Here is a 16,027-nt window from a genome sequence, read left to right on the forward strand (position 1 = left end):
TTAGTTGAGGCCGTGCCCACGGAAAGCGAAGTAATTAGTCGGAGCATTGCCAATATACATCAAACATTTCAAAATAACTACTTGGCTTAACGCAGTCATTGCACTGATTTTATACTTTCTTAACTTACAAAAAATAACTGCCGAGAAAGTTCCTCGACAGTCTAGCTACCTGCACATATATAAATACATCGTCTTACTTCATTTGTTGTAAATCTTGAAAGAACCTAGGATAAGAAGTTGAAACCGGGGAGATATCATCAATCACTACTTCACCATCTGTTATTAATGAGGCAATGGTCGCCATCATAGCCATCCGATGATCGTGATAAGATGCTACTTTATTACCGGTTAGCTTTGACTTACCTTCAACAATTAGTCCATCTTCTCTTTCCTCAATCCTAGCTCCTAAGCTTGTTAAAACTTCTGTAACTGCTTTAATTCGATCTGTTTCCTTTACTCGAAGTTCTTTCGCATCTTTAATTATTGTTCTTCCCTTTGCCTGCGTTGCTAGTAGTGCAATTACTGGTATCTCATCGATTAATCGTGGAATCATATCACCTTCGATAGTCGTAGCGTGTAAATCCTGATAAGTGATTGAGATATTTCCTAATAATTCTCCACCTTTTCTATGGATATTTCCCACTTCGACAGCCGCTCCCATTGCTTTTAATACATCTATAATGCCTGTCCTGCTCTCGTTTAAACCTACATTTAGTAATGTCACATTACTTCCTGGAACAATCGCAGCTGCCACAAGGAAAAATGCAGCAGAAGAAATGTCCCCTGGTACATATATATCGGTAGCAGTAAGCGGTTGTTTTCCTTGTAGTGAAACGGTACTACCTTCAATTAGTATTGACGCTCCAAAGGCTTGAAGCATTGTTTCTGTATGATTTCGCGAAACCGTCGATTCCTCTACAGTTGTTTTCCCATCTGCAAGTAGTCCTGCTAACAATACTGCTGATTTGACTTGTGCACTTTTTACAGGTAAACGGTACTCAATTCCTGTTAAACCATTTCCTCTTATGGCTAATGGAAGTTTACTCCCTTCTAATCTACCATCAATAATGGCTCCCATTAATCGTAAAGGATCAACCACACGATTCATTGGTCTGTTTGTTAGAGATACATCACCGTATGCCGTTGTAAAGAAAGGAAGCCCCGCTAAGACACCTATCATGAGTCTTGCCGTTGTACCAGAGTTTCCAAAATATAAAGGTTCCTTCGGCTCGATTAACGCTTCAGGACCTTTCCCATCAATCAATAAAGAATTTCCTTGCTTTTCAATAGAAACACCCATTTCACGAAAAGCAGTAACTGTGCGCATACAATCTTCACTATCTAGAAAATGACTTACCCTTGTCACTCCATTTGCTAAAGCTCCAAAAATAACGGAACGATGAGAGATTGACTTATCTCCAGGTACCTCTATTTCTCCACGTAGCGGATTTTCAGTAGGAAGTAGTTTTTGCTCCTTCAATCATTCTCACATCCTTTTCTTTAACTGCTGATTACTTTTCAATCATCGTTTCATATCCTTGCTGTTTTAAAATATGTTCACTTGATTTTTGTAACTGCTGAGTAGCAAAACTTAACCGCAATGCTCCCATGATACCTTCACGGATCTCCAGGATTTGTATATTATTGATACTTATACTTTCGTCGGCAAGCAATTGCGTTACCTCTGCTAACGCCCCAGTCTGATCACGAATATCGACATATAAATCATAATACGACGGAATAATCCCTTTATCAGAAGTACCCAATCCATCTCGATAATTTTTAGCACGATCTAAGTATTGAATCATTTCTTTTTTACTGCTAGTATCCACAAGATTTTTGAGAAATTGCATTTCTGTTATCCATTCCTCCAAAAGCTGTGACATTTTCTTACGATTGTGATAAAAAATATCCTGCCAAAGTGTCGGATTACTTGAAGCTATTCGCGTAATATCACGAAACCCACCAGCGGCAAGATTGGGAAGATAGCTATGCGTTTTAGCCCAATGTTCTGCTTGATGCACTAAAGAGGATGCAATTAAATGCGGAAAATGGGATACGACACCGGTCATCTCGTCATGCTCTTCAGCATTTAACGTAATAAATTTACTTTTGGTTGGAAGTAATATTTCTTTCAGCTCTTCTACCTCATTATTTGTACTATTGACAGTAGGTGTTAAAACATAGATTGCATTTTCAAATAAATGGGATTTAGCTGCTTCAATTCCTTTTTTATGTGAACCTGCCATTGGATGGCCGCCAATAAAGACGATCTTCTTATTTTTTAACTGATTTGCTGTATGGATAACTGATTGCTTGACTGATGAAACATCACTTATAATAACTCTATTTGGAAAAGGTACTTCATCTAGCTTTTGCAATAAAGCTATTGTTTCCGATATAGGTGCTGCTAGGATAATATAATCGGCATTGATGGCATCCATAGGGAATTCTGTTATTACTTCATGAACAATATTGTTTTGCTTGGCATATTCTAGAGTGGCTGTATTGATGTCGTAACCAATAATATGATGATCAGCTACCCTAGCCAATCCTTTTGCTATGGATGCTCCGATCAGGCCAAGACCTGCTATAACTATTCTTCGTTTCACATTATGTCTCCTCATTGTTATAAGTTAAAAGTAGTTGCTGTAACTGTTCCATATCCTTTTCTAACCCTAATGTTAAGCGAATCGTATTAGGGATACCTAATAGCTCGCCTGGTCTTACAATAAATCCATGCTTTATTAAATACTCAAATAAATCTATTCCACTCTTAGGTGTGCAAACGAGCAGAAAATTGGTTTCCGATGGATAATATTCCCAACCAATTTGATCCAAAAAGTATTGAAAGGATCGCTTAACACGATTGTTATTCGATATCGTTTGATTTAAAAATTCACCATCTTTCCATGCAATTAATGCTAATTTCTGGGCAATGGAAGTTGTATTAAAAGGGCCTCGAACGACATTTAATTTAGTGATAATTTGCTCAGCTGCTAAGCCATAGCCAATCCGTAGTCCAGCGAGCCCATATGCCTTTGAAAACGTACGTAAAATAATTAAGTTCTTAAAATTGGGCAGTTGTTTTATACTTTCTAAGTCTCTTACTGGATCTAAATATTCATAATATGCCTCATCGAGAACTACAAGCACATGCTCAGGGCACCTTGTTATAAAATCATAAAAGTCTTGTTTTGCCATTGCATTACCTGTGGGATTATTTGGTGAACAAAGCCAAACAACCTGTGTATCATCATCGACAGCAGCAAGTATTGATGCTAAGTCAAGATAGCCACCTTTTGTTGGAATTTCTTTTATTTCCGCCCCTTCAATCACGGCATTATGCTTGTACTGTGGAAAAGTTGGCTTAGGCATAACCGTATTTACTCCCGGATATAAAAACGCGCGACAAATCATTTGAACAATCTCTTCAGAACCACTTCCAAAAACAATCTCAGATTCTTCCACCTTTAACTTTAGAGCAAGAGCAGTGCGTAATTCAGCAGTGTAACCGTCTGGGTACATATCGAAGCCTAGTCTATGTTCCAATAGAAATGCATCGATTTTACTCGAATAACCATACGGATTTTCATTGGATGATAGTTTTACAATTCGATCTATTCCGTATTGATCTTTGATATCCTGTATCTGTTTACCTTGTTGATATGGTTCTAATAACTCAAGTGCCGCTTTACCTTTCATTCTTTTACTCTCCTACCTTTTCTGTTAAATCTGGACGTAAGTTGACTGCTTGATTGTGAAATACATGATCAATTTTATGTTGTGGTGTATCGGTATTTACAACCATCATGATACGTATACAAAGCTTTAAACTATTTGGAACATCAATCTCTGTCATGCACATAACTGGTACATAAGTCCATCCAGTTAATTTTCTTAGTGCTTTTGCAGGAAACGTAGCAGTTATATCCTTTGTTACAGAGATAAAAACATGAGATACCTCTGAGGGATCGATCCCGTTTTTGCTAACCATTTCCTCTATTAATATTTTTGTGTTTTCAATAATAACAGTCGCCTCATTTTTTGGAACCGTTGTCGCCCCTCTAACTCCTCTTGTCACTTAGCCACCAGCTTTCCTACAAAAGATTTTAAATAATGCTCCACTTGCTGATCCGTTACTTCTTTTACAATTGGTTTTCCTATTTCTTCAAGAAGTATCATCTGAATCATGTTTTTCACGTTCTTTTTATCTTTTTTCATTTTCGTAATAATTGATTGCATATCCTCATACTGAAAGTTCAGTGGGTAATTATTTTGTTGTAGCCATTGGAAAAGTGCTTGATACGGTAGATTGCTTGAAAATAGATCTTCACTTACATGTAGCGAAAATAATAGACCGATTGCAACAGCTTCACCATGTGCTAGCGAGCCATAGCCTAATTCAGCTTCAATGGCATGACCAAGCGTATGACCTAAGTTTAAAAATTTGCGAATGCCTGACTCCTTTTCATCGGACTCTACAATCCTAGCCTTTATTTGTATACCTATGCGCAAATGCTCTTGAAGTTCCTCTGAAGATAATGCAAGCAAATTCGTTTTTAAAAAAGAACGAAAAGTGAACTCATCAGAGATCAATGCTTCTTTTATTAACTCTGCATAACCAGAGCGTATCTCTTTTTGATTTAATGTCCGCAATGTTTCCACATCATAGATAACACTTTTAGGAGGGTAAAAGCTGCCAATCAGATTCTTCCCCATTTGATGGTTAATAGCTACTTTTCCACCTACACTACTATCATGAGCCAAGATAGTAGTTGGTATTTGTACAAAATCAATACCACGCATGAATGTAGAAGCTACAAATCCAGTCAAATCTCCAATGACTCCTCCGCCTAAGGCAATCATTAATGACTCCCGATCAAGACCATACCTTATCGCTTCTGTTTGAAGTTGATAAAAATACTCGATACTTTTTGTTTTTTCACCTGACGGAATGATCGAATGAAACACATTCTCCGTGGAAAGTCCGCTTAGAACATCCCTTAAATACAATTTACCCACTTGCTCATCCGTAACAATTAATATGGAAGTATAATCTTTTTTAAGAAAAGATTGTACTTCATAACGAATACCTTCACCTATAATAATAGGGTAGTCATGCGAGCTAGAATGGACGATGATTTCATCTGTTTCCATACTAAAAGCACCTGATTTCTTCTCGATACGCTTCAACAGCTTGTTGTAACTGTGGAAATTGATCGCTTGAGAATTGTTCTGTAAGAGCCTTTGCTAATTCAAAAGCTACAACATGTTCCATAACAACCGCTGCCGCAGGTACAGCACATGCGTCTGAGCGTTCGACAGTTGCTTTGAATGGCTCTTTTGTTTCAATATCGACACTTGTTAATGGTCGCTTCATTAAAGTTGGAATAGGCTTCATAACACCTTTAACAATTATTGGCATGCCGGTTGTCATACCACCTTCAAAGCCGCCAAGTCGATTTGTCTTTCGATAATATCCTTTGTCTTGATCCCAAGCTATTTCGTCATGCACATCACTACCATTTCGCTTCGCTGCTTCAAAACCGATTCCAAATTCCACACCTTTAAATGCATTAATACTAACAACACTTCCTGCAATTCTGCTATCTAATTTACGATCATAATGAACATATGAACCAATCCCAGCAGGCATCCCTTCGACATATACCTCAACAACTCCACCAATAGAGTCTCCTTCTTGTTTTGCTACATCAATAGCATGCATCATATTCTCTTCAACCTGTTTATCTAATACTCTTACAGGGGAATCTTCAGAGATCTGTTGTCGTTCTTTTGCAGTATAATTCGCTTGCTCCACTGCTTCAATACCGGCTATTTCTTTCACATAACCTGCAATTTCTATACCAAGATGCTTTAACAGCGTTTTAGCTACGGCTCCTGCCGCAACACGTGCTGCAGTTTCACGAGCTGAGGAACGCTCTAAAATGTTTCGAATATCCCTATGTCCATATTTTAAAGCACCATTTAAATCTGCATGACCAGGTCTTGGTCGTGTAACCACTCTTCTGATTTTTGTATCAGCTTCGATTGGGTCTTCTCCCATAATGTCTATCCAATGTTTATAATCATCATTATGTATAACGAGTGATAAAGGGGAACCAAGTGTATATCCATGTCTTACACCACTTGTAATTTCCACAAGATCTTTCTCGATTTGCATTCGTTTACCTCTACCATATCCCTTTTGTCTTCTTAAAAGGGAGCTGTTTATATCATCTTTTAACAGTGGCATTTGGGCGGGTACGCCTTCTATAATGGTCGTTAGCTGTTTTCCATGCGATTCTCCTGCAGTTAAATAGCGCACATTACATTCTCCTTTATGAATTTTTCTAATTACTATATCATAACTTATTGTGTTTTTGGAAATAAATTTGAGAAAAAGCATAAAATATCTAAGAAAGAATGAAAAATAAACTCTTATCAAATCGATAAGAGTTTATCTTCGTCCTTTTTTTGGTAAAAAAAGGTATCCAATAATTGCAGATCATAATTATCAGGACTAAATATCTGCTCTGTACTTCCTACGAACAAAACACCGTTATTCGTTAAAGCTCTACTAAAATTACGATAAATCATTTCTTTCGCCTGGTCGGTAAAATAGATCAGTACGTTTCTACAAATAATTAAATCTACATTTGCTGGATACCTATCTGCTAATAAATTATGTTTTTCAAAAGTAATCGAATTTTTTAATTCATCTTTTACATAGTACAAGCCGTGTTCTTGCGTGAAATATTTATTTACAAGCCCTGATGGTAATTCTTTAAGTGCTTGTTCTTGATATACAGCTTGTTTTGCTTTTCCTAATACAGCATTGTCGATATCAGTAGCAATGATTCGATAGTTTATACTTGGAAAGTACTCCTTAAGCATGATGGCAACACTATATGGTTCTTCTCCTGTTGAACAAGCAGCACTCCAAATCGTGAGGGAATTCCTTTCCAAAAGCTGAGGAATAATGGAGGTTTTTAATACCTCCCACCTCTTTGGATTTCGATAGAACTCCGAAACATTAATCGTTATACGATCTAGTAGTTCCTCTAATAGATGTTCATCATTTCGCATCGCCGTAAAGTATTTTGAAAAGCTCGAATATCCTCGTTTATTTCTTAATGAGGTTAGCCTTCTCTTCATTTGTGTTTCTTTATATAAATTCAAGTCAATGCCTGCCATGTTTTTTACGTTGGCAATAAACTCCTTATAGTCTTGTTCCACCTTCTCCCGCCTCTTTCACCTAATTAAGAATCATATAATAAAACCTCCGTCTGTAACGGAGGTAATGGTGTGTCATTAGTATACCCAGTCACTATCCTGTTTTGTATAGGAAGTAAGCTCTTTCTTTTCAAAAAATAGTCCGAGTTCTCGTTCTGCACTTTCCGGAGAATCTGAACCGTGAATGACATTTTTACCTACTGTCATACCATAGTCACCACGAATCGTTCCAGGAGCTGCGTCCACAGGATTGGTTTTACCCATCATCTCACGAGCGATTGCGATTACATTTTCACCTTCCCAAGCCATGGCAAAGACTGGGCCGGAAGTAATGAAATCTACTAATTCTCCAAAAAATGGCCGCTCTTTGTGTTCACCATAATGTTGTTCAGCCAACTCATTTGGTATAACCATTAATTTTGCACCCACTAATTTAAACCCTTTTGATTCAAAGCGATTTACAATTTCTCCAACTAAATTACGTTGAACACCATCCGGTTTAACCATTAAAAATGTTTTTTCCATGCTACACACCTCATCAATTATGTATTTTGTATTTGTCTAACCGATAAAATTCTATCAAAATTATGTAAAAATTACAACGGGACAAGGTGATTATGATCGTCGCTTCCCAATATATTTTCCAATATCCATCAACGTATTTTTTGATCTGCTATCCGGAAGCTCGCTAAGTTTTTGCAAGGCTTTATTTAAATAACGGTTGCTTAATGCATAAGACTCCTCAATTGCATCTGAATTTCGGACATCTTGAACAATTTCTTGAATCTTTTCCTCATTAATCGCCTCTGAATGATTAAATAAATGCTCTATTTTTTCATGAAATGTTTTATTTTTCATCGCTAAAAACACTGGTAATGTTAGATTTCCTTGTAAAAGATCATTTCCAGCTGGTTTCCCTAGTTGTTTTGGTGATGCTGTAAAATCAAGAATATCATCAATGATTTGATAAGACATCCCAATATTATAACCATATTGATAGAGGCGATGTGCATCTCTCTCATTAACACCTGAAGCTATCGCTCCCATTTTACAGCTGGTAGCAATTAATAATGCCGTTTTCCTTTTAATCCTCCGTAAATAATTACGTAAGTCTTGATTCAAGTTAAACTTGTCTCGAATTTGTTCTATTTCTCCCCTGCACACCTCTACAATTGTCTTGGATAAAAGTTGGTGAATTTTTGGATCCCGTAGCATAGTTATCTCTTCTAGTGCTCGAGCTAGAATATAATCTCCCGTGTACATGGCAACACGATTACCATATAGCTGTCTAATCGTTGGTTTTCCACGACGAATTTCTGCATCATCAATAACATCATCATGGACTAACGTTGCCATATGAATGAGTTCTAAAGAAACTGCTACTGTCTTCAATTTTGTTAGATCATACGTACCTACTTGACCTGATAGTAAGACAAATACGGGGCGTATTCGTTTACCACCAGCTTTAAGCAATTCTGTTGATGCTTCGCGCAACACGGAGTGATCTGCTTGTATGACTTGATTTATGGTTGCTTCTATATCTTCTAAATCTTTTCTTAAATATCCATAAGCTTTAGCTAATTTCATGTATGTCACCTTTTTTACTTATTCAACAGTTATCATTTGAAAGCCATATGCATTGCCGCTACACCACCAGTATAACTTTTAACCTGTACTTCAGAAAATCCCGCAGCTAAGAACATTTGCTTTAATTTTTTCTTTCCAGGAAATTCCTTGGCAGACTCTTGTAGCCATGCATACTCCTTATAGCTTTTTGCAAATAGCTTACCAATCAATGGCATCATATAACTAAAATAAAAATAATATAATTGCCGATAAATAGGTATGGAAGGTTGGGAGGTTTCTAAACATACTGCTATACCGCCAGGCTTTAATACACGATACATTTCTTGTAAGACAGTCATGTAATTCTCCACATTTCGAAGTCCAAAGCCAATGGTCACATATTCAAAAGAATTGTCTTCAAATGGTAAGTCCATTGCATTTCCTTGCATAAAACGCAGCTGACTTATTTGTGCTTGCTGTTGTTTCTTCTCTTCGGCAACAGACAACATATTCTTACTAAAATCAAGCCCTAAAACTTCTCCAGTAGGACCAGTTTCTTGAGCAATAGCTAAGGACCAATCTCCCGTTCCACAACAAATGTCTAGAGCTTTAGATCCAGCTTCTACATTCATTCGCTTCATGACATCTTTTCGCCATGCTTTGTGACGTTGAAATGAAATAATCGAATTCATGGAATCATATTTGGAATAAACTTTTTCGAAAACGTGATGGACACGCTCTTCTTTTGATTGCTCTGACATACCTTTACCCCTTTTCCGCAATAGATGTCTTCGTATGAAACACCTCAGTCAATTGTTTTCTGATATGCACAGCTAGTTGCTGGTTACTTGTAAGATTTTTTACTTTCTGGTTAACATGACATATTTTCTTTTGCAAATACTTATCTAAATAACTTATAAGCAATGTTGAATCACTGTCACCATTAGCCCAATTTTTAATTAAAGAAGAAGACTTCCCGTTTTTTAACCGTTTTATATCTTCAACAATATTTCCTACAATTAACCAATCTTCCGCAAGTTGTTCCACTGTAGGAACCTGTAAATACGCTGCAATACGCACAATAAGTAAGGCGTCTATCCGTTTCGTTAATTTCATATATTCTTCGAACGATAAAGCTTCTTGGTAATATAGATCCATTTTATATTCATTGATTTCCTTAATTGCTGTTGCTAATTGATGGATTAAATCAAAATCATCGATTTCGGCTAAGAGCAAATAGTATAGTCCACTATAATAATCGCCAGCTAAAACACGTAATTGCTTTTGCAGTTTCACAGCTGGACTTTCATCCTGTTCTGTTATACTTGGAACAAGATCATGTGTATCTAAAGCTACTTGAACAAGCATTGTCGTTACAATATATCTTTCCTTCTGGTATTCGGATAGTGATGTAGCATTTATGATTTCGTTCAATAACCTTAATTTTTCTTCGTTGATGACGGGCTTGTTTATATATGTTTCTAAAAATGTGTGCTGTAACTCATCTTCTATGCGTGCTTTGAGTTTGTTTACGTCTAATCCAGATGTATTCAAAGAAATCACCTTAGCCCTTTCATCCATTCTCATCATGCTTTAGCTATTATAGCATAATTTATGTAGCATCGTTAATCAAGCATTCTGTTATAAAACGAACTATTCATTTTCAATTTGACCATGGCTTGTTTGAATTATTGCTTTACCGCGAACTTTTACAGCAGACGTATGTTCTGTAAATTGCGCAATCATTACCTCCCCTTTATCTAGCTTTTCAGAATGATGGAATCTTGTATCTGTACCACGTGTTAAACCAATCACATTAACACCGTCTTCTAATGCTTTTATTACAAAAAAATCTGATGTAACACTCGTTTTATCCATTATGCGTCCTCCTTAGTAATCTCTTAATAAATAATGAATTATATATGGGACAATGTCAATCAAGCAATTATCACTAAATAGACAAGAAAAAAAGGATACGCTAATGCGCATCCTTCGCCCTATGTAAAATATTATTTTACGCTATCTTTTAGGGCTTTTCCTGGTTTAAATGCAGGAACTTTACTTGCTGGAATTTCGATCTCTTCTCCTGTTTGAGGATTACGACCTTTACGAGCTGAACGCTCACGTACTTCAAAGTTACCAAATCCGATTAACTGTACTTTTTCACCTTTTTGTAGTGAATCCATGACAGAATCGAAAACTGCATCAACCGCTTTAGTTGCATCCTTTTTAGAAAGTTCGCTTTTTTCAGCTACAGCATTCACTAAGTCTGTTTTGTTCATGACATTCACCTCCTCCCATTAATCATCAATCGACATTGGAACAAAAATGAAACTATCATCATTTGTTCACCATTTTGCCAGTTTTTATACTTCATGTCACATGTTTCTTTAGTGACAAGGCTTATATTAACCGAGTTTGCAGCAAAATTCAACAGTTAGCACCCAATTTTTACTTATTTCTTTATGATTTAACTAGATTTTACAGTAAAATTGGTAATTAATACCAAAAAAATTAAAAACTGTTCTATTCATTGCCAGCAATACATTTCGGCTTTAATAAAGATATACGACACCTAATAGAAATATCCTGCTGTTGGAAAAAATTTTTTTTTAGAAATTGACGATTTTGCTAGAATAACTAATAACCAAGTGAAATAGAAGGTAGCATAAATTAGTCTATTTAAGTGAGATAATTATACCATCTGATGTAGCTTTGCTATTCTCATTAATCCAACCTATGAGGCAAAGAACACAAGCGCCAGATTATAAACTTAGCGACTGGAGCGAGTCAACGGAGAAAAAGGAATCACGGTGTGCTTGCGGAGCCGATGATGAGATTCGTGAAGTCGCATCGTTTCTGGGCGCTGGAGCTGGCTCAACATGCCCATATCTATCCATAGGTTCCAATTTCATAATTTCCTAAACCAATAAAAAAGCAGCCTTTGATCAGCTGCTACAGTATAATCGCTATAAGTCCACCTGAACCTTCGTTAATTATCCGTTCAAGTGTATCTTTTAATTTATATCTTGCATTTTCTGGCATTAGTGCTATTTTTGCTTGAATACCTTCCCTTACAATAGAGCTTAATGACCTTCCAAAAATATCTGATTCCCAAATGGATAAAGGGTCCTCCTCGAAATCCTGCATTAAATATCGAACGAGCTCTTCGCTTTGTTTCTCGGTCCCAATGATTGGGGAGAATTCCGATTCTACTTCTACTTTTATCATATGAATGGAGGGCGCTACTGCCTTTAGTCGCACTCCAAATCTAGACCCTTGTCTTATTATTTCCGGCTCATCCAGAATCATGTCTTCTAATGCAGGTGCAGCTATGCCATATCCAGTTTGCTTGACCATTTGTAAAGCTCCTGAAACCTGATCATATTCACGTTTGGCATGAGCGAAATCCTGCATCAGCTGCAAGAGGTGATCTTTTCCTCTAATTTCTTCACCAACAATTTCTTTTAATACTTCATCATACAAATGATCAGGAGCATGTAAGTCAATCTCTGCTACCCCTTCTCCCATTTCCATTCCAGCCAGACGAGCCTGATCAATATATTCGAATTCAGAAAATTCTCCAACAATATGATCTACATCTCGTAATCGTTTGATATTTTTAACTGTGTCTTGAATGGCGTCTTGATAATTTCTTCTTAACCAATGATCTTCATTAAGAACCATTACCCAGCTAGGTAAGTTAACATTAACTTCTAGGACCGGAAATTCATAAAGCGCCTCACGTAATACATTGTTAACATCATGCTCTGTCATTGATTCAATACTCATAGAAAGTACAGGAATATCATATTTATCCGATAGCTCTTGCCGTAACAGCTCTGTCTCCTGACTACTTGGTCTTTGAGAATTTACAACCATGATGAACGGTTTTCCAACTTCCTTTAACTCATCAACTACTCTAGCTTCTGCATCAACATAATCATTTCGTTCTATTTCACCAAATGATCCATCGGAGGTTACAACTACACCGATTGTTGAGTGCTCCTGAATAACCTTACGCGTGCCAATCTCAGCCGCATCATGAAAAGGAATAGGTTCTTCATACCAAGGTGTATGAATCATTCTCGGACCGTTCTCGTCCTCAAATCCTTTCGCTCCTTCAACCGCATATCCGACACAATCGACTAGGCGCACATTGACATCAAGCCCCTCATCCACATTGACTGATACTGCTTGATTGGGAACAAATTTTGGTTCTGTTGTCATGATGGTTTTCCCAGCTGCACTCTGCGGTAATTCATCATGCGCCCGAGCCCTTTCACTCTCTTCTTCAATGTTAGGCAGGACTACCAACTCCATAAATTTCTTAATAAAGGTGGATTTTCCTGTACGGACTGCTCCTACAATTCCAAGATAAATATCTCCATTCGTCCGTTTCGAAATATCTTTAAAAATATCAACTCTTTCCAAAAGATCCCCTCCCGATCTCCGTTCTTTTTCATTACGAACAAACTACGAATAATTGACATTACAAGTCTATGATGTTGTCCTATCAAAATATGCCTTAAATATGTGCAAAAGATTAAAAAACATAAACGTTCAACCTGTTCGTAAAAGAAAAGACAAATAAACCCTTGAAACAATATATGTTACAAGGGTTTTAATATGATATATTTTTATTTATTTTCAAGTTGAAATACTGGTTCACCATTTTTTATTGTATAAGGGAACGAATATACAGGTACAAACGGCGTGTTATCAGCTAGTATATACCTTATATCATCACCAGGTTTAAAACCATGCTCATACTTATTTAATGCATTATTTAAGTCTATTCGATAGTCAACATAGAGATTACCCTCTACATCCATGATGATTGGTATATGCTGATTAGAATATGGACTAACAACCGTTGGCGACTTATCTAAACCTAGTTTTTCATAATCAATAGAATACACGCCTTCTTCGATTTCTTCACCAAACGGCGGATAAATATGTTCATTTCGGTATATATCTAACTTAACATTTATACTTCGTATTGCTTCAGTAACTTGTAAATCAATTAACTTCACACGTGGGTTATTATCAGGTGTAATTAGTGTATACTGATATATCCCACCATTTTCATACGCATTACCAGGAATTTCAGTTAAAATATTTTCTTCCTTTAACTTTGAAAAATCAACTAAGTATTTTTCGAAAATTGGTGTATCACTACCCTTTGTTCTTATTGGAACCAATCCCTGTGTCTTCTCCTTAAACTGATCGACCGCTGATTGAACCGTTTCCAATTGATCTTGATTTGGCGCTTGATTTTTGGATAGCTGATTCTGCGGGTATAAACACCCAGTAAGTAGGATGGTAACTACTAACACGATTAACATCTTTCCATATGTATACTTCACTATAAAGCCTCCTTGCCTTACACTGTAGGACCGCTAAAAACAATGTAAAAGATAATTAAGCCACCGGTAATTAATGATAAATAGGCAAAAATTGCAACTATTCCGGCCAAAACACCTTTTAGCTTATATCGAGATAACAGAATAAGACCAATTGCTACTAGCAGTAATACCATACCTGCAAATGAAATATACATTTTTAGCATTGATTCCGACATGACACCACTCCTATACAAACAAACTGAACAATATCATTGCAACACGTATTATAACACAAAGACATATACACTCGTCCAAAAAATACGTATTCAAAATATTTCGTCGATGCTACAGACATTTTCATTTGTAGCATAAAAATCCGAGATGAAGGGGGCTACTCCATCTCGGTTTGACTAAATAATTATCCACAGCAACTCTATCCATGAATGCTTGTGCGATTTATTTTATGCGAGTATACGGCTGAATGTATCCTCACTTGCCCAAGTACGCTTATTTTTTAAATAATTGGTTTAACGAATTCATATCCATTGGTACATCATTTTTGACAATAGACTGTACAATTTTATCTTCTTTTTCCTTTGATATAGGCTTATTAGCTAATTTACTTAAATGACGAACTAGCTTTCTAACTGTTTTCTCGTCTTTAAAATTAGCATGTTTAACCGAATCAGCAACTTTGTATACGTCATCAGGATTAATATTTGCCTTTTGCTGTATTTTGTCAAAAAGACCTTTTTGGAAATTATTCACGTACTCGCCTCCCTGCTAAGTTAACTCAACACATTATATGCAGGAAGGAGTTTACGTGTTATCAGGAATACCTCTCCATTAATAATTTAGCTAGATCGTCCATTTCCTCTCTTTTCGTTCGATTCATAAGCTGCTCTACAATGTCCTTCGGATCCTTCTCTTCAAATAAAACTTGATAAATTCCCTTCGTAATTGGCATCTCTACCTGTTGTTCTTCAGCAAATTGATATGCAGCTTTCACCGTACGAACTCCTTCAACTACCATGCCCATCTGTTCAAGCACATCATCTAATTTATGTCCTTTACCTAACAGGTTGCCTGCTCGCCAATTACGGCTATGAACACTAGTACAGGTAACAATTAAATCGCCAACCCCTGGTAATCCTAAAAAGCTTAACGGATTTGCTCCCAGTGAGGTCCCCAATCTCGCAATTTCTGCTAACCCTCTTGTAATTAATGCTGCCTTCGCGTTATCTCCATAGCCTAAACCATCAGAAATACCTGCACCAAGTGCAATAATATTTTTTAGAGCACCACCTAATTCAATCCCTAAAATATCTGGGCTGGTATAGACGCGAAATGATTCATTAATAAACAAATCTTGCGCAACCTTAGCTTTATCCATCTGAACCGAAGAAACTGTAACAGTTGTTGGTTGACGTAAAGCAACCTCCTCAGCGTGGCTAGGGCCAGATAATACAACAATATCTTCTTCCTTATAATTTACTAGCTCCTCAGCAATCATTTGTGATACACGTTTTAACGTCACCGGCTCAATTCCCTTTGACGCATGGATGATTGTTACATCATGATTATGATTAAGCACATCATTCAATGACTTACAAACTTCTCGAATTGCCTTGGTTGGTACTACTATAACAACCGCTGTAACGCTATCCATGGCTTCAGTTAATATATCATATGCCTTAATATTGCTTGGAATTTCAACATCTAAATATTTGTCGTTTCTTCTTGTTTCATTGATTATAGCAGCTTGGTCTTTTCGATGCGTCCATAAGTTTACCTCATGTCCATTATCAGCTAATACAATACTTAAAGCTGTTCCCCAGCTTCCAGCTCCCAATACAGCAATCTTCGTCACAAAC

General features: G+C 36.8%; 18 protein-coding genes. All 18 read right to left on the minus strand.

Annotated features, from left to right (window positions below; all coding sequences use genetic code 11):
• Nucleotides 1-193: 193 nt before the first annotated feature.
• Nucleotides 194-1,480, minus strand: coding sequence for a 3-phosphoshikimate 1-carboxyvinyltransferase (aroA, locus tag RVS70_RS04070; RefSeq protein ID WP_026681009.1), 1,287 nt, complete (start codon nucleotides 1,478-1,480; stop codon nucleotides 194-196).
• Between the two features lie 31 nt (nucleotides 1,481-1,511).
• A complete protein-coding gene (locus RVS70_RS04075; protein ID WP_026681010.1) occupies nucleotides 1,512-2,612 on the minus strand; it encodes a prephenate dehydrogenase in 1,101 nt (366 codons plus the stop codon).
• Nucleotide 2,613: 1 nt separating this feature from the next.
• Nucleotides 2,614-3,705: a histidinol-phosphate transaminase gene (gene hisC / locus RVS70_RS04080; RefSeq protein WP_026681011.1), complete on the minus strand. Its 1,092-nt coding sequence runs from the start codon at nucleotides 3,703-3,705 to the stop codon at nucleotides 2,614-2,616.
• A 4-nt stretch (nucleotides 3,706-3,709) separates the two neighbouring features.
• Nucleotides 3,710-4,084, minus strand: a complete 375-nt coding sequence (gene aroH / locus RVS70_RS04085) for a chorismate mutase (protein ID WP_026681012.1) — start codon at nucleotides 4,082-4,084, stop codon at nucleotides 3,710-3,712.
• A complete protein-coding gene (aroB, locus tag RVS70_RS04090) occupies nucleotides 4,081-5,160 on the minus strand; it encodes a 3-dehydroquinate synthase (protein WP_121605091.1) in 1,080 nt (359 codons plus the stop codon). The genes aroH and aroB overlap by 4 nt, the downstream gene beginning before the upstream one ends.
• 1 nt (nucleotide 5,161) lies before the next feature.
• Entirely contained in the window at nucleotides 5,162-6,331 is a 1,170-nt protein-coding gene (aroC, locus tag RVS70_RS04095) for a chorismate synthase (protein WP_166530094.1), read from the minus strand.
• 116 nt (nucleotides 6,332-6,447) lie between these two features.
• Nucleotides 6,448-7,242 (minus strand): CheR family methyltransferase, encoded by a 795-nt coding sequence (locus tag RVS70_RS04100; protein ID WP_026681015.1) that lies wholly within the window; start codon nucleotides 7,240-7,242, stop codon nucleotides 6,448-6,450.
• Between the two features lie 75 nt (nucleotides 7,243-7,317).
• A complete protein-coding gene (gene ndk / locus RVS70_RS04105) occupies nucleotides 7,318-7,764 on the minus strand; it encodes a nucleoside-diphosphate kinase (RefSeq protein ID WP_026681016.1) in 447 nt (148 codons plus the stop codon).
• Nucleotides 7,765-7,854: 90 nt separating this feature from the next.
• Complete coding sequence (gene hepT / locus RVS70_RS04110) at nucleotides 7,855-8,826, minus strand: heptaprenyl diphosphate synthase component II (protein WP_166530093.1); 972 nt, start codon at nucleotides 8,824-8,826, stop codon at nucleotides 7,855-7,857.
• 32 nt (nucleotides 8,827-8,858) lie between these two features.
• The gene (locus tag RVS70_RS04115; protein WP_321132550.1) at nucleotides 8,859-9,566 is read right to left on the minus strand and encodes a demethylmenaquinone methyltransferase; all 708 of its coding nucleotides are present in this window, start codon (nucleotides 9,564-9,566) and stop codon (nucleotides 8,859-8,861) included.
• Between the two features lie 4 nt (nucleotides 9,567-9,570).
• Entirely contained in the window at nucleotides 9,571-10,359 is a 789-nt protein-coding gene (locus RVS70_RS04120) for a heptaprenyl diphosphate synthase component 1 (RefSeq protein ID WP_321132551.1), read from the minus strand.
• 99 nt (nucleotides 10,360-10,458) lie between these two features.
• Nucleotides 10,459-10,683, minus strand: a complete 225-nt coding sequence (gene mtrB / locus RVS70_RS04125) for a trp RNA-binding attenuation protein MtrB (protein ID WP_026681019.1) — start codon at nucleotides 10,681-10,683, stop codon at nucleotides 10,459-10,461.
• A gap of 131 nt (nucleotides 10,684-10,814) precedes the next feature.
• Nucleotides 10,815-11,087: an HU family DNA-binding protein gene (locus RVS70_RS04130; protein ID WP_021291258.1), complete on the minus strand. Its 273-nt coding sequence runs from the start codon at nucleotides 11,085-11,087 to the stop codon at nucleotides 10,815-10,817.
• A 673-nt stretch (nucleotides 11,088-11,760) separates the two neighbouring features.
• The gene (gene spoIVA, locus RVS70_RS04135) at nucleotides 11,761-13,239 is read right to left on the minus strand and encodes a stage IV sporulation protein A (RefSeq protein ID WP_026681021.1); all 1,479 of its coding nucleotides are present in this window, start codon (nucleotides 13,237-13,239) and stop codon (nucleotides 11,761-11,763) included.
• A 206-nt stretch (nucleotides 13,240-13,445) separates the two neighbouring features.
• Nucleotides 13,446-14,174, minus strand: coding sequence for a hypothetical protein (locus RVS70_RS04140; protein WP_026681022.1), 729 nt, complete (start codon nucleotides 14,172-14,174; stop codon nucleotides 13,446-13,448).
• 17 nt (nucleotides 14,175-14,191) lie between these two features.
• Nucleotides 14,192-14,389 carry a DUF2768 domain-containing protein gene (locus RVS70_RS04145; RefSeq protein WP_026681023.1) on the minus strand — a complete coding sequence of 66 codons (198 nt, stop codon included), beginning with the start codon at nucleotides 14,387-14,389 and terminating at the stop codon, nucleotides 14,192-14,194.
• A 271-nt stretch (nucleotides 14,390-14,660) separates the two neighbouring features.
• Entirely contained in the window at nucleotides 14,661-14,921 is a 261-nt protein-coding gene (locus tag RVS70_RS04150; RefSeq protein ID WP_026681024.1) for a stage VI sporulation protein F, read from the minus strand.
• 61 nt (nucleotides 14,922-14,982) lie between these two features.
• Nucleotides 14,983-16,023: an NAD(P)H-dependent glycerol-3-phosphate dehydrogenase gene (locus RVS70_RS04155; protein WP_321132552.1), complete on the minus strand. Its 1,041-nt coding sequence runs from the start codon at nucleotides 16,021-16,023 to the stop codon at nucleotides 14,983-14,985.
• Nucleotides 16,024-16,027: the final 4 nt, after the last annotated feature.

This window comes from Virgibacillus sp. M23, assembly GCF_034190895.1.
GTDB lineage: Bacteria > Bacillota > Bacilli > Bacillales > Amphibacillaceae > Virgibacillus > Virgibacillus salarius.